Source organism: Mesorhizobium sp. (assembly GCF_004962245.1).
In the GTDB taxonomy this organism is placed as follows: domain Bacteria; phylum Pseudomonadota; class Alphaproteobacteria; order Rhizobiales; family Rhizobiaceae; genus Mesorhizobium.
In genome coordinates this window covers 110687-129058 of record NZ_SUHQ01000004.1, presented here as the reverse complement: position 1 = coordinate 129058, position 18372 = coordinate 110687, and the positions used below count along the sequence as shown (strand labels likewise).

Annotated in this window: 16 protein-coding genes, 1 pseudogene and 1 riboswitch; of the genes and pseudogenes, 2 read left to right on the top strand and 15 right to left on the bottom strand. The window is 64.0% G+C overall.

Annotated elements, in window-relative coordinates; translation table 11 throughout:
* The first annotated feature begins 87 nt into the window (after positions 1 to 87).
* Positions 88 to 801, top strand: a complete 714-nt coding sequence (locus tag E5X88_RS05920) for a GntR family transcriptional regulator (RefSeq protein WP_292159210.1) — start codon at positions 88 to 90, stop codon at positions 799 to 801.
* 162 nt (positions 802 to 963) lie between these two features.
* On the opposite strand, the gene E5X88_RS05915 is transcribed toward E5X88_RS05920, so the two are convergent.
* The 6 genes from E5X88_RS05915 to E5X88_RS05890 form a co-directional block, all read right to left on the bottom strand.
* Entirely contained in the window at positions 964 to 1566 is a 603-nt protein-coding gene (locus E5X88_RS05915) for a HupE/UreJ family protein (protein ID WP_292159209.1), read from the bottom strand.
* A 43-nt stretch (positions 1567 to 1609) separates the two neighbouring features.
* Positions 1610 to 2122, bottom strand: a complete 513-nt coding sequence (locus tag E5X88_RS05910) for a hypothetical protein (RefSeq protein ID WP_292159207.1) — start codon at positions 2120 to 2122, stop codon at positions 1610 to 1612.
* Between the two features lie 2 nt (positions 2123 to 2124).
* Positions 2125 to 3333 (bottom strand): agmatinase family protein, encoded by a 1209-nt coding sequence (locus E5X88_RS05905; protein ID WP_292159205.1) that lies wholly within the window; start codon positions 3331 to 3333, stop codon positions 2125 to 2127.
* A gap of 1 nt (position 3334) precedes the next feature.
* Complete coding sequence (locus E5X88_RS05900) at positions 3335 to 4156, bottom strand: ATP-binding cassette domain-containing protein (RefSeq protein WP_292159204.1); 822 nt, start codon at positions 4154 to 4156, stop codon at positions 3335 to 3337.
* Positions 4153 to 4965, bottom strand: coding sequence for an ABC transporter permease (locus tag E5X88_RS05895; RefSeq protein ID WP_292159202.1), 813 nt, complete (start codon positions 4963 to 4965; stop codon positions 4153 to 4155). The genes E5X88_RS05900 and E5X88_RS05895 overlap by 4 nt, the downstream gene beginning before the upstream one ends.
* A 102-nt stretch (positions 4966 to 5067) precedes the next feature.
* Positions 5068 to 6132, bottom strand: coding sequence for a putative urea ABC transporter substrate-binding protein (locus tag E5X88_RS05890; RefSeq protein ID WP_292159200.1), 1065 nt, complete (start codon positions 6130 to 6132; stop codon positions 5068 to 5070).
* 98 nt (positions 6133 to 6230) lie between these two features.
* Positions 6231 to 6345: riboswitch (guanidine-I (ykkC/yxkD leader) on the bottom strand.
* 713 nt (positions 6346 to 7058) lie between these two features.
* Between E5X88_RS05890 and E5X88_RS05885 the strand changes: the two genes are divergently transcribed.
* The gene (locus E5X88_RS05885; protein ID WP_292159198.1) at positions 7059 to 10178 is read left to right on the top strand and encodes a hypothetical protein; all 3120 of its coding nucleotides are present in this window, start codon (positions 7059 to 7061) and stop codon (positions 10176 to 10178) included.
* 12 nt (positions 10179 to 10190) lie between these two features.
* Here E5X88_RS05885 and E5X88_RS05880 read toward each other — a convergent pair whose 3' ends face one another.
* The 9 genes and pseudogenes from E5X88_RS05880 to E5X88_RS05840 form a co-directional block, all read right to left on the bottom strand.
* On the bottom strand, positions 10191 to 11210 hold the full coding sequence (locus tag E5X88_RS05880; protein WP_292159196.1) for an isopenicillin N synthase family oxygenase: 1020 nt from the start codon (positions 11208 to 11210) through the stop codon (positions 10191 to 10193).
* 190 nt (positions 11211 to 11400) lie between these two features.
* A complete protein-coding gene (locus E5X88_RS05875; protein WP_292159194.1) occupies positions 11401 to 12096 on the bottom strand; it encodes an SDR family NAD(P)-dependent oxidoreductase in 696 nt (231 codons plus the stop codon).
* A gap of 60 nt (positions 12097 to 12156) precedes the next feature.
* Positions 12157 to 12540: a GFA family protein gene (locus tag E5X88_RS05870; protein WP_292159192.1), complete on the bottom strand. Its 384-nt coding sequence runs from the start codon at positions 12538 to 12540 to the stop codon at positions 12157 to 12159.
* A 96-nt stretch (positions 12541 to 12636) separates the two neighbouring features.
* Positions 12637 to 12870 (bottom strand): annotated as a pseudogene (locus E5X88_RS05865) (aldehyde dehydrogenase family protein); the annotation flags it as partial.
* 8 nt (positions 12871 to 12878) lie between these two features.
* On the bottom strand, positions 12879 to 13640 hold the full coding sequence (locus E5X88_RS05860) for an SDR family NAD(P)-dependent oxidoreductase (RefSeq protein WP_292159191.1): 762 nt from the start codon (positions 13638 to 13640) through the stop codon (positions 12879 to 12881).
* A 25-nt stretch (positions 13641 to 13665) separates the two neighbouring features.
* Positions 13666 to 14637, bottom strand: coding sequence for a carbohydrate kinase family protein (locus tag E5X88_RS05855; protein ID WP_292159188.1), 972 nt, complete (start codon positions 14635 to 14637; stop codon positions 13666 to 13668).
* Positions 14638 to 14664: 27 nt separating this feature from the next.
* Positions 14665 to 15654 (bottom strand): ABC transporter permease, encoded by a 990-nt coding sequence (locus E5X88_RS05850; RefSeq protein WP_292159186.1) that lies wholly within the window; start codon positions 15652 to 15654, stop codon positions 14665 to 14667.
* Positions 15651 to 16685: an ABC transporter permease gene (locus E5X88_RS05845; protein ID WP_292159473.1), complete on the bottom strand. Its 1035-nt coding sequence runs from the start codon at positions 16683 to 16685 to the stop codon at positions 15651 to 15653. Before E5X88_RS05845 ends, E5X88_RS05850 begins: the two co-directional genes overlap by 4 nt.
* Positions 16686 to 16696: 11 nt before the next feature.
* On the bottom strand, positions 16697 to 18229 hold the full coding sequence (locus E5X88_RS05840; protein WP_292159183.1) for a sugar ABC transporter ATP-binding protein: 1533 nt from the start codon (positions 18227 to 18229) through the stop codon (positions 16697 to 16699).
* Positions 18230 to 18372 lie beyond the last annotated feature (143 nt).

Genomic DNA, 18372 nt, shown 5'->3' with positions numbered 1-18372 from the left:
CGTATGCAATCTTTTCTGTCTCTGTATTCAATTTGGCTCTCGTGCAAGCGATCCGATTCAGGATAGAAAGGCACAGGAACCACCGCCATGAACATAGCCGACCAGACTTTCCCTGCCGTCGACAGTGCCAATGAGGATCGCGCCCAGGCGATCCGCGACCAGTTGCGCGACGCGATCGTCGATCGCCGGCTGGCACCGGGGACCAAGCTGTCCGAAGGCGAGGTCGGCACTTTGTTCGATGTCAGCCGCACCGTGGCCCGCGCGGCGCTGCAGATGCTCTCCTTCGAGGGGTTGGTGCGGACCGAGCGCAATCGCGGCGCCTTCGTCGCCAATCCGTCGCCGGAGGAAGCGCGTCAGGTCTTTGCTTCACGCCGGCTCATCGAGCCCGGCATCGCGATTGCCGCGGCCGGGCGCATGACGCCGGCGCATGTCGTTGCGTTCAAGGCACAGCTCGACGAAGAAGGCCGCTTCATTGCCGAACGCGGACCGAGCGCAAGACGATCGGAAATCAAGGCTTCGGGCGATTTTCACCTGCTTCTGGCGTCGGTCGCGGGAAACGTCATCCTCCAGCGCTTCATGGAGGAACTGGTGGCGCGTTCGTCGCTGGTGATTGCGCTTTATGGCCGCTCCGGTGTCTCAAGCTGCGGCCATAGCGAACATATGAATATCCTGGAGGCGCTTGAGAGCGGCAACGCAGAACGGGCCAGCGCGCTGATGCTGCACCACATCGACCATATCGAGGCCGACCTCGATCTGCGCGTCAGGAGTGGTCCGGCACTCAGGCAGGCGCTCGAGTTCTGAGGGTCATGCCGACTGGAGGAACGCGGAACCCGCGCCCCTCAAAGCCGCTCGGCCCGGACTTTCAGGATCTGATACAGCATGTCGCGAATGCGCCGCAGCCTCATCAACCATTTCCGGCTCATCTGCTTTCCAGTCCTGTTTGCCCTGCGTTGATCGCCTCACTCAGAAGGTCTGTGCCGCCATCGCCATTCCAACCAGCGAGGTGGCGATACCTGCGGTGCGAACCGGCAGCGGCCAGCTGGCCAGCTTGAGGACGGACAAGGCCCCGATCGCATGCAGGATCGACGTGCCGAGCACGAAACCCGCTGCGTAGGCGATATCGCTGACGCTCTCGGGGATCTCGAGGCCGTGGGCATTGCCATGGAAGAGGCCGAACAAGGCCGTCAGTGCTGCCGCAGCGGCCAGCGGTAGAGGCCTGGCAAGGCCGACCATGACGCCGAAGACCACCAGCGACAGCGCGATGCCGGTTTCAAGCGAAGGCAGGCCGATGCCGGCCATGCCGAGCAAGGCTCCGGCGACCATGGCCGAGACAAAGAACAGCGGCACAAGGACAACACTGCGGCCGCCAGCCCGGGCGCCAATCATGCCGACCGCGACCATGGCCAGCGGATGATCCATGCCGAAGAGCGGATGTTCGAGGCCGGCGAAAAGGCCGTGGACATGAGAACCGCCGCTATGGGCAAACGCCAGCGACGGTGTGAGGGCGGAGAGAGCCGAAAGGGTGCCAAGTCTTGCTAGTGTTTTCATGCTTGCGAGTGTTTTCATGGTTGTACCTGTTCGATGAGAGTGACGGGTTCGGCGTCTGGTTTCAGTGCCCGGGAACGGCGAATTGCGAAGCCGCGGAACGGTCGGCAAGGGCGCGCGCCGCGGCGAAGCCGAGCGGCCTTTGCTCAGTGCCATCGTGATAGATGAAGGCGAGGCGGCGACGGTGCGATGTCAGGCGCGCCGGCAACGGGTGATAGGCGACACCGGTGCCGCCGACGAGCGGCATGACCGCGCCGACATCGACCAGATCCTCGGTCTCGACGCGAAGCAAATGAAGCCGCACGCCGTCCGCCATCTCGCCGACAAAGGGTATGCCGGCCAGACGCAGAAAGCTGGACGGGTCCGGCGCCCGCGCAAAGCCTTCGAGGAAGGCCGTTTCAACAAGGTCGAGGTCGACGGAGGCGGGATCGGCAGGCGGCTCGTGAGCCTGGTCTGGCAGATGTGGCGTCTGCCATTGCAGCGGCTTGCCCGCGGGTCCGTTGTGGCCGAGGGCGTGCGGATGGTCATGATGATGGTGGCCGTGGTCATGACTGTGGTGATGATGATCGTCGTGCATGGTCAAAAGCTCACCGGTTTGTCGATGATGGATTTGTGCTTGCCGAGATTGCCGTGGGCGACCATCGAGCCGAGCGCCTCGACGACGACACGCACGCCGAACAGGGCCGTGATGTCCGATGTGTCGTAGGGCGGCGAGACCTCGACCACTTCCAGCCCGCAAATGCCAGGCGCCGTCACCAGTCCAAGCAGCTTGAGCGCCTCGCGCGGCAGGAAGCCACCCGGCTCAGGCCAGCCCGTGCCGGGCACGAAGCCGCAATCGAGGCTGTCGACGTCGAAGGAGATGTAGACGGCATCGGTGTCTTTCCACGCGAGTTCGAGCGCGATTTCCGCCGCCTTCTCAAGGCCCATCTGCTCGATGTCGGCGATGGTGAGCACGTTGGTGCCGCGCTTCCTAGCCTCGGCGACGCCGTAGCGGGGCACCTGCCAGCCGCCGATGCCGAGTTGCACGAGATTGGTCGCCGAGACATTCGGCAGGTTGGTCGCCCAATACCAAGGCGTGGTGTGCATGCGCTCGTCGAGATCCTTTTCCTGGATATCGATATGGCGGTCGAAATGGATGATGCCGATGCGCTTGGAGGTCACGTCGGCAATACCGCGCACGCAGGGAAAGCCGATCGAATGGTCGCCGCCAAGCATGATCGGCAACGCGCCCGACGAGGCGACATGGCTGACGCCTTTGGTGATCTGGTCGAAGCTCTTTTCGAGGTTGGCGGGAATGGTGAAGACGTCGCCGGCGTCGCACAGCGTCATCTGCTCGCGCAGGTCGACGCCGAGCTCATAGTTGTACGGCGTGTAGAGCGCCGAGATGCGACGAATGCCTTGCGGCCCGAAGCGGGTTCCTGGCCGGTAAGTGGTGCCGCTATCGAAAGGGATGCCCATGACGGCAGCATCATATTTGCCGACATCGCGGACATTCTCGACATAGGGCGCCTTGAGAAAAGTGTTGATGCCGGCGAAATGCGGCAGCTCGCCGCGCGCGAATGTCGGGATCGACTTGTCGACGATCGACTCCGATCCCGGCAGGCCCATGTCGAGCGCCCATTGCTGCTCCTTGCGCCAGCCGCTTTCCGGCAGTTTCCCCTCGGCCTCGATCGACTTCCAGCCCTGCGTGCCGCGGGCGTCGAAATCGGGGTGGTGGAAGCGCTCCCTGGCCTCCCGGGCGACGAGCCCTGCACGGCGGTGGCTGCGTTCGGGGATATTTCCAAACATTCTAAGGTCTCCGTTGCGACGCCGTCGTCGCGATCGCGCTATCCGGCCGGGCCGTCCCGACCATCGCGGCCACCTTGGCCACTTCCAGAGAAGAAGCCCGGTTCTTGCGGTCGAGCTTCAGATCGTAGGTGATCGTCGCGCCATAGGCGGACGGGAACTGCGGGTCGTGGCGCACCTTGTCGAAGACCAGCACGCGGGTGCCGAGCTTGAAGGCCTCGCCGATGTCGTGGGTGACCATCACCACTGTCATGCCGTGCTCGGTCCACAGTTCGGTGAGCAGTTCGTGCATCTCGACGCGGATGCCGGGATCGAGCGCCCCGAACGGCTCGTCGAGAAGCAGTATCTGCGGACGGCCAAGCAAGGTCTGCGCAATCGCCAGCCGCTGCTGCATGCCGCCCGAGAGCGAGGCGGGATAGAGGTCGCGCGCGTGGGCAAGGCCGACCCGCTCCAGCATGGCTTCGGCCACTTGCCTGGCATTTCTGCGCCTGGCGCCGAAGACGCGGCCAAACGGCCCGCCCGAGCGAAAGTCTTCGACCAGCAGCAGGTTCTGGAGGGCGGTCAGATGCGGAAACACCGAATAGCGCTGGAAGACGATGCCGCGCTGCGGTGTGGGTTCGGGCACGATCGGGCCGTCGTCGACAACGACCACGCCGCCGCTCTGCTGCTCCTGGCCGAGCAGGATGCGCAGGAACGTCGATTTTCCGCAGCCGCTGGCGCCGACCAGCGACAGGAATTCGCCGGCCTCGGCGGTGACGTTGACCCGCTCGAGCACGCGGGCATCGCCGTAGCTCTTTTCCAGCCCGTGAACGACGATGCGGCTCATTTGGCCTCCACCGGATGCGCCCAGGGGGACATCGCCTGGGAAAGCCGTACCAGCAGCCAGTCGGTGATGACGGCAAGCAACGTGATCCAGGCGACATAGGGAAGGATCACGTCCATCGACAGATAGCGGCGGACGAGGAAGATGCGGTAACCCAGCCCCTCGGTCGACGCGATGGCTTCGGCGGCGATCAGGAAAAGCCAGGCAGGCCCGAGCGCCAGCCGCACACAGGTGATGAGGCGCGGCATGACTTGCGGCAGCACCAGCCGCAAGATCATGGTCCAGCTGTTGCCGCCAAGCGTCTGCGCCTTGGCCACCAGTTCGGACGGCAATTCCATCACCCGGTTTGCGATGTCGCGCACCATCACCGGCGCGACGCCGATGGCGATCAGCGTGATCTTGGCCGTTTCGCCAAGGCCAAGCGCGATGAACAGGATCGGCAGCAGCGCCAATGGTGGAATGACGCAGACGACGGTGACGAAAGGCAGCAGGAAGGCCCGCACCCGCGGAATGAAGCCGATGGCGATGCCAAGCGAAAGCGCTACGAGCGTGGCCACGCCCACGCCGGCGAACAGCCTGACGAGACTGGCATAGGTGTCGACCCACAGGATGAGGTCGCCGGAGCGCTTGTCCGGAACCGTCGCCAGGTCAAGGAAGGCCGACCACATCTGCACCGGCGAAGGCAGCAGCTTGTCGCTGGGATTGACAGCCAGTCGTTGCGCGGAAGCGATCAGGTAGGCGATCGCCACGAACAAGAACGGCAAGCCGCCGAGGAACAAGGCGCCGCCGCGCGAGACCTTCGCATTGATCATGCGAAGGCGCACCTTCGGCCTTGGCGGGGAAGAGTGCGTGCCCTCCCCGCCCGCCTTGGAGACTGCATTCATGGCGCTCATTCCCCTGACCAGCATGTCGAGTCAGGGCGTTGCGGTTGCAGCCTCGGCCATGAAGGCTGGATCGAAACGCAGCTTGACGTTCTTGGCGTCGCCCAGCGTGGATCCGTCGGGAAAGCTCATGCCGATCACGTCGACACTCGTCGCGTTGGTGCCGAGGATGCCGTGGCTGAACAGGAAGTTGCGGACAAGATCCATCGTCTTCGGCAGTTCGGCGCCGATGGTGAATTCGACCGCCTTGGCGGGGTCGAAGAACATTGCTGTCGAGGCGAGCTGCGCGTCGAAGCCGGCGAGGTCCGTGCCGGACGCCTTGGCCATCTCCTCCTTGGCTGCCTTGCCTTCCGGCGTGTCCGAGGTCATCAGGTCCATCGCCTCATACCACGCGCCGACAAGCGCCTTGCCCAATGCCGGATTGTCCTTCAGCGTTTCGGTGTTGACGACCATCATGTCGATGATCTCACCGGGAATCTGCGAGGAGTCGAACACCTTGTGCGCACCCGGCATGGCGAGGATCTCGGAAACCAGCGGGTTCCAGGTGACGACCGAAGTGACGTCGCTGGTGCCATAGGCGGCGACCATGTCGGCGTCGGACGTGTTGACGACGGTGATGTCCTTCTCGGCGAGCTTGACCGTGTCCAGCGCCCGCGCCAGCAGATAATGCGAGACGGAGAGCTCGACAAGGTTGACCTTCTGGCCGGCAATGTCGGCGAGCGCGGTCTTATCCTTGAGGATCACGGCATCGTTGCCGTTGGAAAAGTCGCCGATGATCACGGCGGTGGTGTCGACGCCGCCGCCTGCGGGGATCGACAGCGCGTCCATGTTGGTCATCGAACAGCCGTCGAAGCCGCCGGCTGTGTACTGGTTGATGCTTTCGACATAGTCGTTGATGCGGGTGATCTCGACGTTGATGCCGTATTTGTCGGCCCATTTTTTCATGATGCCGCTGTCGGAGAGATAGCCCCATGGCATCCAGCCGACATAGATCGACCAGCATATCTTGAAGTCTTTCTTGGGCGCCGCGTCAGTGGCGGAAACCATGGGAAGGCTGAGTGATGCGGCTAGGATGATTGCGGCCAGCTTGCGAAGCATTGCGTACCCCTGTTCGCGATCCGGATTGCGTCCGGACTTTTGTTGGGGTTTACGAGCGCGCATCCGGGAGAGGTTCGCGCCAGCAAACCCGTGCAGGGTTCTCCCGGGATTTTGGCCCGCCGTGTTCCGCCGGATGCCTCAGTGCATCCTCGGCGGTCGCATCTCTTGGACCAGCACCGCTTTATCGCGGCCGGAACCCTAGACGCTCTGCACACCATCGACAATGCAAGGAGCATGCCAAAGCCGAATTCTGCCAGATACCCGGCATTTGCTGAGCTGTGCGGCTTCGAGCATTCGCAAGAGTGACGCGAAAATCATCGCATCGCCAAAGGATTGGGCAGTCATCGGCGAAGCCACCACGAACTGTCGCATGATTGAAAACAGGCAAGCTCGCGAAAACTGGGAGATCAGCTGCGGGAAACTAGGTGACCGTACCGATGTGCGCGGATGCCGCCGCGCACAGGATGAGCTCGTGAGTCTGGAAAGGACTGCCAGGCAGCCCACGAGCGCGCCAATCGGAGGGGACAGCAATGATCAGACATGGAGAGAGCGGCCGAAAACGGAGTGCGGGATTCACCGGGCGCCCATTCCCTCCCGCAATTCGGCCTCGTCTGCTTCCTGATTTTCGGTTGCGCAAGCATCTAGGTCCGCACCCCCGGAATCAGCCATTGCCGCTTCACCTGCTAAGCCACTACGAATCGTCGCATGATTACGCTACGTTAAGGTCAATCTGGGCGGCGGGACGGTCATGGCGGCACGACCGGCGCTTGATGATTGGTCAAGCGGGAGCCCTTATGACCCCCCTAGACGCTGTCAAAGCCGCTGCGGGACGCCCGCTCCCGGTCACAGGCCGGATCGCCAAGCTGTCAGCACCGCGCAGCGCCAGGATATTGAGGCGAAGCCGCGTTCTCGCGGCGATCGATCGGATGTCGCGATCAACCATATGCTGGGTGGCGGCGCCAGCTGGCTACGGCAAGACGACCGCGGTCATCGATTATCTCGAAAGCACGGAGACGCCGCATGTGTGGTTCCGTATCGACGAAGGCGATCAGGACATTGCACGCTTCTTTCAGTATCTGGCGCAGTCGCTCGCCTCGGCCGGCGGCATGCCGGTGTTCGGCGTCGAATATGCCGAGCAGCCGAAGGAATTCGCCAGGCGCTTCTTCAGGGCCTATTTCGCGCGGCTGAAGCCCGGCACCATCCTGGTTCTTGACGATCTGCACGACGCCGACACGCCCGAATTCCGGACGGTGCTTTCGGTGATGTTCCGCGAGCTTCCTGACACGGTCCGCTGCATCTGCGTCTCGCGCACACTGCCCCAAGGGGAACTGGGCGACCTCGTTCTCAGGGGCCAGATGGCCGTTGTCGACAGGTCAGCGCTCGAATTCTCGACATCGGAAGCACGCGATTTCATCGAGCTGCGTTCGAGGAACGCCGCCGCTGCGGTCGATGTCGAATCCGCGCGCGGCTGGGCGATCGGGCTGGTTTTCCTTGCCGATCACGGCTCGGCGGTCGGACCTGACGACACGAACGGAACGGCACCCGGCGGCCAGAATGCGCTGTCGGACGTTCTCGGCCGTCATTTCTTCCTTTCCCTCCCCGTTGCCGACCAGGACATGCTGCTGAAGCTCAACCTGCTGCCCGAAATCAGCGCCGAGCTGGCGGACGTGATGATCGGGTCGGGCGAAGCGGGAAAGCTGCTCGACAGGCTCTACAGGCGACAGTTGCTGGTCACGCGCTCGGAAAACAGCCGCGACGTCTTCCACCTGCATGACCTTTTGCGGGGCTTTCTTGACCGGCGCTTCGCGCAGGAAGTTGCCAGGGAAGAGCAGCAATCGCTCAGGCGAAAGGCGGCGAAGGTCCTGGTGGAGGCGGGTCGTGAGGATGAAGCCATACACCTCGCCTTGCAAGCCGAGGACTGGGACCAAGCGAGCGAGCTGATCCTGAATCGTGCCGAGGCCGTGCTGGCGCAAGGACACCGGGCGACTCTCATCGAATGGTGCGGCCGGTTGCCGGAAGCGGTCATGAACGGCTGGCATTTCTATTGGCTAGGCGTGGCCCACATGCCAGATGACGCTGCGGCGGAGCGCTGGCTGTCAAGAGCATGGCATGCCTTTGACGAGGCCGACGATCTGCGCGGCCTGTGTCTCACAGTGTCGCGCGCTGTCCTGGTCAAGACGGCCAGTTGGCGTACCTACGAAGGTCTTTCCATGTGGACCCGCCGGGCGTTCGAGCTGATCGAGCGCGGCCTGCCGGAAATGCCTTCAGAGGAAGCGATGCTGGTGCGCATTGGTATGGTGCGGGCGCTGAATTTCGGCGACGACTACTATGGCAACAATCCGGCGGGGCAAGCGCTGGAGACTGAACTCCTTGAGCGGCTGACCCGAAATCCCGAGCAAGACCCGAGCGGATTGCGGCTGCTTGCGAGCGAATCTCTGATCGAGCATTCGGTGTCGGTCATGCGCGCCGATCTGTTCACGAAGGCCGTCGACAGCGTGGTCGACGATTTGAACAACAGGGACGTGCTGCCTTGGATCCTCGGCATGTGGCTGGTCGAGTTCGGCGCCAAGAGTGGCCGTTATTTCCCTTACAAGAGAAGGGGCTTTCCCTATCCGTCGGCCGAAGCGGCGTTGCGGGCAGCGATCGCGATCGGCGAGCGCGAGTCGCTCAAGGGCGTGGAATTCGGTGGCCTTTATCATCTTCAGATGCAGATGAAGTTCCGCAACGATTTTGCGGAGTTCCATCAGGTGGTCGGGCGCCTGGCCGAGATCGCCGACAGCCGTTTCAGCACGCAGGTCGCCATCGTCGCCAATTGCTATGCTACGCTTCATGCCAGGCAAGGCGATTTCGCGGCTGCCTACCAGGATTGCGAGCGCTTCATGGCGGCGAGCGAGACCGCCAACGAGCCGATGGTCGAGCGCTGGGCCCACTATATCACGAAGTTCCAGGTGCTGCTGGCCGACAGGAAGCCTCGCGAAGCCGCCGCACTTCTCAGCGACCTGCTGCCGCGGCTGGATGGCGGCGCTCGCAAACGGACCGAGATATGCATTCTGGCGGCGGCCGCCCTGGAGAGCCTGTGGGAGCAGGATCTCCACTATGGCCACCGGCTGAAGATCTTCCTGCAGGCGCTCCGCGACATCAGCTGGCCAATGGTGCTCCTCAACGTTCCGGAATTGCTCGCCGAACTGCTCGGCGATGCACTCGAGCGCGGCATCGAGCCCAAGCTTTGCCGCTCGCTGATCGCGGAACGCCGGCTGGACGTGCCGCAACGGCGGCCCGCGACCTGGCCATGGCCGCTCAAGGTCCACGTTCTCGGAGGCTTTCGGCTGGAGCTCGACGGAGACCCGCTCCATCTCGGCGCAAAGCCGCCGACGAAGGCTCTCGACATCCTGCGGGTACTGGCGATTTCGAAAGATAACACCTGCTCGCTGGAGGCCCTTCAGGACTGGCTGTGGCCCGACCTCGACGGCGATCAGGCACGGGCGGCGTGCGAGCAGGCGCTGCATCGGCTGCGCAAGCTGCTGGGGCGGACCGACCTCATCGTGCAGCGCGAAGGCAAGCTTCGCCTCGCGTCGGACAAGGTCTGGGTCGACCTGGCAGACTGGGACGCGCGGCTCAAGGCCGCCGCGACAGCCAATGGCGAGGCGGCCGGACTGCGCCCGGAGGCGGAAGCCCTCTTCCTCGCCTTCCCCGGTCCGTTGTTTCTGCACGAGCGAGCCAGCTTCTGGTCGCTCGCTGTCGCCGAAAGAGTGCGTCGCGATCTGATCGATCTCAGCTTGCGGATCGGCCAGCGGCTGGAGACGGCTGGCAACGCCCGCGAGGCGCGTTCCGTCTATCTTCGGACGTTGGACCTCTATCCGGATGCCGGACCGATCTGCAAGGCGCTGATCAAGGGGCAGCTGTCGTGCCGTGACTTCGAAGGCGCGGTGGAGGATTATACGCGCTACGAACGGACGCTGCGTGCAGCTGGAGAGGCAGCGCCCGCTGCGGAAATACGTGCCCTGGTCGAACCCTATCTCGTACGGCACACGCGCTGGAGCTCCTGAACGCTGATGCCGTCAGACCGGCGACGCCCCGGTTTCGAGGAGATCGGCATAGTGCCGGCGCGCCACGTCGGGATGGGAGCGCAGGCGGCTTTTCAGCACATTGGTCCCGACGTCGCGAAACAGCGGATTGTCCGGATCGCTCGCCGGTCCGCGTGCCTCGGCCGCCAGTTCTTCAGGCAGGGTGAGCAGCGGGATCGTCGCATCGAGCCGAGCGCTGAAGAAAAAGGGAACGGAAATCCGCTCGACACCTGCCGGCGGCGTCACGACACGATGAACTGTCGCCCTGAGATAACCGTTGGACGCCAGTTCGAGGAGCTCGCCGATATTGACCACCAGCGTTCCGGGGATCGGATCCACATCCACCCAGCTTCCGTCATACTCGACCTGCAGCCCCTTGTTCTCGTCCTGAAGCAGGAGCGTCAGGAAACCGCCGTCCTTGTGTGCGCCGACGCCCTGGCCGTCGCCGGTTGCCTCGCGCCCGGGATAGCGCACGATCTTCATGCGATGGTTGGGCTCACCGCCATAGATCGGATCGAAAGCGTCCTCGGCCTGGTCGAGCGACAGCGCGAACGCCTTCAGCAGGCGGATCGCCACCGCCGTCGCCCTGGTCTGCCATGCCAACAGCGTCGGCTTGAGTTCCGGCAGGGCTGAAGGCCATTGGTTCGGCCCTTGCAGCCGCGTCCAGGCAGGAATGCCCGGGCCCTGTGACGGGGGTCGACGCTCGACGCCGATGTCAAGCTGTTCGCGCCAATCGGCCTTGCCCTTGGTCAGTTCGCCACCGGTGCGCGTGTAGCCGCGGAATTGCGGGGACTTGACCATTTCGATGGCCAGCTTGTCGGCTTCCGGCAAGGCAAAGAACCGGCGGGAGGCGTCGAGCACCTCGTCGATCTCCACAGCCGAAATTCCATGACCGCTGAGATAAAAGAAACCGACATCGCGGGCCGCGGTGCGCAGGTCGAACAGAAAGGTCCGGCGCTCCGACGCCCCCTGTTCAAGACGGCTGAGATCGAGCACGGGTACAATCCTGGCCATGGTCAAGCTCCTCTGCTTCAGGCGTGGATCACGCCTTACGGTGACACGCAGGGCAGTGCGATCAAAGCAACGCCCGACCCAATCTCGACGCGAATGGAGCAAAGTCAGCGCTGCGTTTGGCGACCGGCAGGCAAATAACGTCCGTTCGGACGTTATTTGCCCTATGAGCGAATTGCCGTGCGGCCGAGGCTCAGAAAGTCTCGACCCATGGCCTGAGTTCGAGCTCCGAGCTCCAGGCGCTGCGATGCTGCCGGTGGATTGCGAGATAGGTTTCGGCGATTGCGTCCGGAGACAACCGGCGGTCCTGCCGGTCGGATTCGCCGGCCTGCCCAGGCCCGTTCGGCGCGATCGCGCCGTCGATGATGAAATGCGCGACATGGATGTTTTTCGGGGCAAGTTCGCGGGCCATCGATTGCGCCAGTCCGCGCAGGCCGAACTTTGGCATCGCAAAGCCGGCCGAGCCCGCAAACCCCTTGACGCTCGCGGTGGCGCCAGTGAACAGGATCGAGCCGGAGCCACGGGAAAGCAGCCGGCGCGCGGCCTGCTGGCCGACCAGGAACCCGCCATAGGCGCCGACCAGCAAGGCCTGCCTCACCGCTTCGGGATCGAGTTCGGTGATTGGCCCGCGGGCGCGGCCGCTGGCGTTGAACACCACAAGCGACAGCGGACCGGCCTTGTCGGCGATGTCGAACAGGTTTTCGACCGACGCGACATCGGCAACGTCCGTTTCGACCGCCAGCGCGCCGGTTTCGTCAACCAGCGCGCTCAGCTTGCCGACGTTGCGGGCAGCCAGAACCACGCGAAAGCCCTCTTTGGCGAGATGACGTGCAAGCGAAGCGCTCAGCCCCGGCCCTGCTCCCGCGATAACTGCCACGTCTGAAGTCATGGAGCTTCTCCCTTGCGGATTCTGGTGTGATACGGACTCTGGTGCGGCGGAGTGGCGGTCCTACCATTCGTGTTTCTGAGGCAGACCGTCGGTCAGGTCGTAAAAGTCGGATTTCGAGCCGACATAAATATGTTCGCTCAGGCGAAGGCCGGTCGGCCGATCGAGGGTACCGACCTTGATATAGGTCTCCATGCCCGGCACGGCCTTCCAGAACAAATTGCCACCGCAGCGTGAGCAGAAGCCGCGCTGGACACCTTCCGATGACTGATACCAACTCAGGGTCTCAGAGACCGAAAGCCTGAGGTTCGCCGAATTGCAGGCCGCCATGGCGACGAAGTTACCGCTGGTGCGCGCACATTGCGAGCAGTGACAGGCGATCGGCTGGGCGACCTCGCCTGCGATCTCGTAGCGCACGCCGCCGCAGAGACAACGCCCCGTCGCCATCCGATCCTCCGTGATCCGCCCGCATCGAGTGGTCCGATAGATTGTTATGGCATTGTGGGTTTCGGCGCCAGCATAGCCGCTGGCGTCAGATGGCCCTCACATCGCGCTGTAGCCGGCGGTGGCCTTTATCTCGAGATAGTCGCCGAGGCCGAACTCGCCATGTTCGCGGCCATTGCCGGACTGCTTGAAGCCGCCGAACGGAGCCGAGGCGTCCCAGGCGGCCTGGTTGATATAGACATTGCCGACCCTGAGCTGTGCCGCCATCCGCCGCGCCGGCTTGGCGTCGGTGGTCTGCACATAGCCGGCCAGGCCATAGACGGAATCATTGGCGATGAGCCTTAGTGGAAATAGATACCACCGCAGACGTTCAGCGCCTGTCCGGTGACGAAAGCCGATTGCTCCGAAGCGAAGAAGCAGACCGGCCCGACGATGTCTTCGGGATAACCGAGACGCTTCAGCGCCGCGACCTCTTCCCAGTGCCGGATGGCCTCGTCGCTGCCGAGATTGTTCTTGCCCATTTCGGTCAGGATGATGCCGGGACAGATGGCGTTGACGGTGACGCCGTCCATGCCGACTTCCTGCGCCAGCACGCGGGTCAGCGTGATCACGGTCGCCTTGGTCGCGGCGTAGTGGCCCTGCGTCGGCACGCCCTGGCGACCGGCGATCGAGGCGATGTTGACGACGCGGCCGGATTTGCGCGCCCGCATATGCGGCAGCACCGCCTGGCACATCAGCAGCACACCCTTGGCGTTGACGTCGAAATGCGCGTCCCAGGAGGCTTCGTCGAGGTCCTGCAACAGACTGGGCTTCAAAATGCCGGCGTTGTTGATCAGCACGTCGATGCGGCCCGCGTCCTTCAGCAGCGCCGCGACGGTCGCATCGACCTCAGCCTTGCTGCTGACATCCATCGTGTAGACATAGGCCTTGCGGCCGGCGGCTTCGATCTCGGCGCGTGTGACGTCGAGCTCCTTCGCCTGCCCGGGCAGGTCGGTGATCGCGACATCGTAGCCGAACTTTGCCAGCCCGACCGCCAGCGCCCGGCCAATGCCGCGGCTGGCGCCGGTGACCAGCGCGACCGTGCCGACTTTTGAATTGCTCATGGGAATGTCCTTTCGAATGCTGCTTTCAGGCGTGCGCCCAGGAGCGCGCAACCGCCTTGACCGGAAGGGAATTCATCGCCGCGATGGTGTCGTCGAAGGAGACGAGCTTGCCGTCCGAACCGAGGCCCATCGCCACCTTGGCGGCGACCGCCGAGGCAAAGCGCGCCGAGCGCTCGAGGTCCCATCCCCTGACGATGCCGACGATGATGCCGGCGGTGAAACTGTCGCCGCAGCCGGTGGTGTCGACGACCTTGATGTCGAAGGCCGGCAGATGGAATGGCTTGCCGTTCGCCGGCGCGACGTAGACGCCGTCGGCGCCAAGCGTGAGGAGACAATTCTTGACGCCTTTCGACATGAAGTAGGCCGCGACCTTGGCGGGATCCTGCTCGTGCGCCATTTCGCTGGCTTCATCGATGCTCGGCACGAAGTAGTCGATATAGGGTAGGCACGGCTCGACGAAGGCGATCGTTTCGGGCGTCGCCTGGATGAGGTCGAACGTGGTGATGCGGCCGAGTTCCTTCGCACGCCTGAGCAGACGCACCGTCGGCTCCCCGTCGAAGCTTTTGAGCAGGCCAGTTCCGCCGACATGGACGACCGTCGCATCGAGCGCTGCGTCAAGATCCTCGTCGGCGACACGGAAAACCGTTGCGGTGCCCGGCACATGCAAGGCCGGCCGCTCGCCATTGGGGCGAACCGGCAGGATTGTGGACGAGGTCTGGACGCTGCCGTCGCGGCGCACCAAACCGCAATCGAGACCGTATTTCTGCAGCTTGGCGACGAACCAGTCACCCATGTCGTCGGTTCCGAGCGTGGTCACCGCCTGTGTCTTCAGGCCGAGAATGGCGCAGTCCATTCCCGTTGCACCGGCGGTGCCGGCGACGGTCATGCGGATCTCCTCGATATAGTCCGCCCTGCCGCCTTCCGGGATGCGCGAGACCGGGCGGCCGAGAATGTCGAGCACGTAGAAGCCGACCGAACTGACATCGAAACTGGGCATGGAGAGAAATCCTTTGACGAAGGGAGGTTACTGGCGCGCGCGGCGCAAGCCGAAGCTCACGGCGAGGACCAGGAAGACAAGAACGCCGATGCCGACCTGCTGCCAGTAAAAGTTCCAGCCGATGAGCAGCAGCCCGTTCTTGACCACCGCGAGCAAGAGCACGCCGAGCAGCGTGCCGATCACGGTCGGCCGGCGTTCGGCGCTGAGCGTCGTGCCGATGAAGGTGGCGCCGATGGCGTCGAGCAGGAAGGCGTTGCCCGACAGCGGCACGTAGGATTTGACCGTCGCCGACAGCAGGATGCCGGTGATGCCACACAAAAGCGCACAGCCGATATAGACCAGCGAGAGCTGGCGCGGCACGGCTAGACCCGAATACCAGGCGACCCCCGGCTGCGCGCCCATCGCCTGTACCGCGCGGCCGAAGACCGAACGGTGCAGCAGCAGGTAGACAACGACGATGCAGGCGACTAGCACCAGCACTGGCATCGGGACGCCCAGCAGCGAGGTTCTGGCGATGGCGTTGAACTGGGCGCCGGCATAGCCTGTTATCAGGTAGATCGGCTGGCCGCCGCTGGTCGCCAGCTGCTGCGTGCTCTGGCCGATGAACAGCACGCCGAGCGTCGCCAGGAACGGGCTGATCTTCAGCCTGGTGATCAGGATCGCATTGAGCACGCCGACGGCGACGGCCGCCAGCAGCCCGACGGTGACGCCGAAGACGCCGCCATAGCCGGCGGCCAGCAGCATGACGAACACCATCGAGGCCATGTCGACCGAGACGCCGACCGACAGGTCGATGCCGCCCGACGAGATGACGATGGTCAGCCCAAGCGCGACGATGGCGAGCATCACCACATTGTTGACCAGCACATTGTAGAGGTTCGCCCCGGTCAGGAAGGTCGGGCTGGCCATCGCGAAGAACAAGCAGATCGCCAGAAAGGTGATGACCACGCTGTAGCTGGCGATGAAGCCGCCGATCTTCTGCGCGCCGGTGGCGCGAGTGTCTTGCGAAACGCTCATCGTGATGCCTCCGGTCCGCGGGCGAATGAGGTGACGGCGACCACCAGCAGGATCAGCGCGCCCTGCACGCCGTTGACCCAGTAGCTCGACACGTTGAGGAGCTGGAAGCCGTTGGCCAGGAAGCCGATGAACAACACGCTGAGCAGCGTGCCGCCGATGGTCGGCACCAGGCGCCGGGAAAAGACGGTGCCGAGAAGCGCTGCCGCCAGCACCGACAGCAGCATCTCGCCGGAACCGGGCGTGCTGGCGCTGAGCCGTGAGACGGCCAGGACGCTGGCGATGGCCGCGCAAAGGCCTGAGAACAGATAGGTGAAACTGACATGCAGCGGCACGCTGATGCCGGCGGCGCGCGCCGCTTCGGGATGGCCGCCGACGGCGTAGAGCCTGAGCCCAAATGCCGTCTTGTGGATGAAGACCAGCATGATCGCGGAAAACAGGATCAGGCACCAGGCAAGCGTCGAGATGCCGAGGAAACTGCCCGACACCAGGAAGGACAGCAGCGGCGAGGTGGCGCCGACCACCGTGTTCTGCGTCAGCGTCAGTTCGGCGCCGGCGGCGATGTTCATTACCGCCAGCGTCGCCAGCAGCGGCAGGATGCCAAGCCCGACGACGGCGACAGCATTCAAAGCTCCGATCGCAACGCCGCAGGCGATCGCCGCGAGCACCGCGACCGTATCCGGATAACCCGCTTGCAGCATCGTCGCGAAGACTGCGGCGCATAGGCCCATATTGGCCGCGATCGACAGGTCGATGCCGCCTTCTGTGACGTTCGAGCCGCCGCCGATGATGACCGCCGCCATACCGAAGGCCAGCACGCCGAGGATCGCTGACTGCTCGACGACATTGATGAAGTTGAAGGAAGACAGGAAGCCCGGCGCAAACAGCGCGAAATAGACCAGGATGAGCGCGAAGGTGGCGATTGCGCCGAGGCGCACTGCGACCGTGCCGATGCGCTTGCCGGTGTTTTGCACACGTGGCTGCTTCTCGCCTAGCGCAGCACCTGCCCCGGCGGCTTTCACAGTGGACTTCATCGTGGTTGCGGTCATGAGGAGGCCTCCGCTTTCGGCCCGCGGGCGCCCGACGAGGCGGCAAGCAGCCTGTCGCCGTCGAGATCGGCGCCGGAGAATTCGCCCGACAGCCTGCCGCGATAGACGACAAGCACGCGGTCGCAGACACCGACAAGTTCGAGCAGGTCGGACGACAGGAGCAGGATGGCTGCCCCCTCGCCGGCCAGCCGGTTCAGCAGATTGTAGATCTCGACCTTGGCCCCGACATCGACGGCGACGGTCGGTTCATCGAGGATATAGACGCGCGACTGGCAGCTCAGCCATTTGGCGATCGCCACCTTCTGCTGGTTGCCGCCGGAGAGCTGGCGCACCAGAGTGTCGCGGCCGGGCGTCTTGATCGACAGCTCGCGGATCAGGCCGTCGATCGCCTGGTTCTCCAGCCCCCGCTTGACGAAGCCTCTGCCGCTGTAGCGGCCGAGACTGGCAAGGCTGATGTTCTCGCGCACCGACAGGTCGATCGCCACGCCATGGGCGCGGCGGTCTTCCGGCAGCATGGCGATGCCGCCCCGCACGGCATGGACCGGCGAGGACAGCGACAGCGTCTTGCCCTCGACCATGATCGAGCCGCGTTCGGCGCGCTCCAACCCAAACAGGCATTGCACGATTTCCTTGGCGCCGGAGCCGAGCAGGCCGGTCAGGCCGACGATCTCGCCGCGCCGGACCGAAAACGAGATGTCCTCGAAACTGCCGGCCATGCCGAGATGCGAGACTTCGAGCATCGGCGCGCCGATCTCGACCGAGCGCTTCGGGAACATCTCGCCGACATCGCGTGCGATCATCATGGCGATGATCTCGTCGATCGGCGTCTCGGCCGGATCGACGGTGCCGACATCGGTGCCGTTGCGCATCACGGTGACGCGGTCGCAGAGCTGCTCGATCTCCTGCATGTAGTGCGAGATGAAGATGACCGCGATGCCGTCGTCGCGCAGCCGGCGCAGCACGGCAAACAGGCTGTCAACCTCGCGCTTGACCAATGCCGCGGTCGGCTCGTCGAGCACCAGCACCGACGCCTTCTGCGCCAGCGCGCGGGTGATCTGGACGATCTTCTGCTGCGCCGTCGTCAGATCCTGCACCAGGATGCCGGCCGGCAGTTCAAGGTTGAAGTAACGCTTCAAGAGTTCGGCGGCGTGCCGGTTCATCGAACGGCGGCTGACGAAGGGGCCGAAGCCGAGCTCATGGCGCAGGAACACCGCCTCGCCGACCGTCGCCGTCGGCACCAGCAGGCGGTCCTGATGGATGAAGTGGACGCCGAGCCGTTCCACCGAGGAGGGCGTCAGCGGACCGACGGTCTCGCCATTGACGGTGATGGTACCGCTGTCGGGCTTCAATATGCCGGCCAGCACCTTGATGATCGTCGACTTGCCGGCGCCGTTCTGGCCGACGAGGCCATGGATCGTGCCACGCGCCACCTGAAGGTCAGCATCGTGAAGCGCCTGGACCGGGCCGAAGCGCTTCGAAATAGCGGTCATCGAGATTGCGATTTCAGCTGCTGCGGGTTGCACGGTCATGCCCTGCTCCTTGCGCGGAAAATGTTGCGCATGACCCCGGAATCGGTTTCGGAAAGGATCACGCGCAGATTCAAATTATTAGAGCGTCCTTTGCGCGTCCAATTGGACGCGCGGCGCTCTAACGAGGCCGCGCCATCGAAACG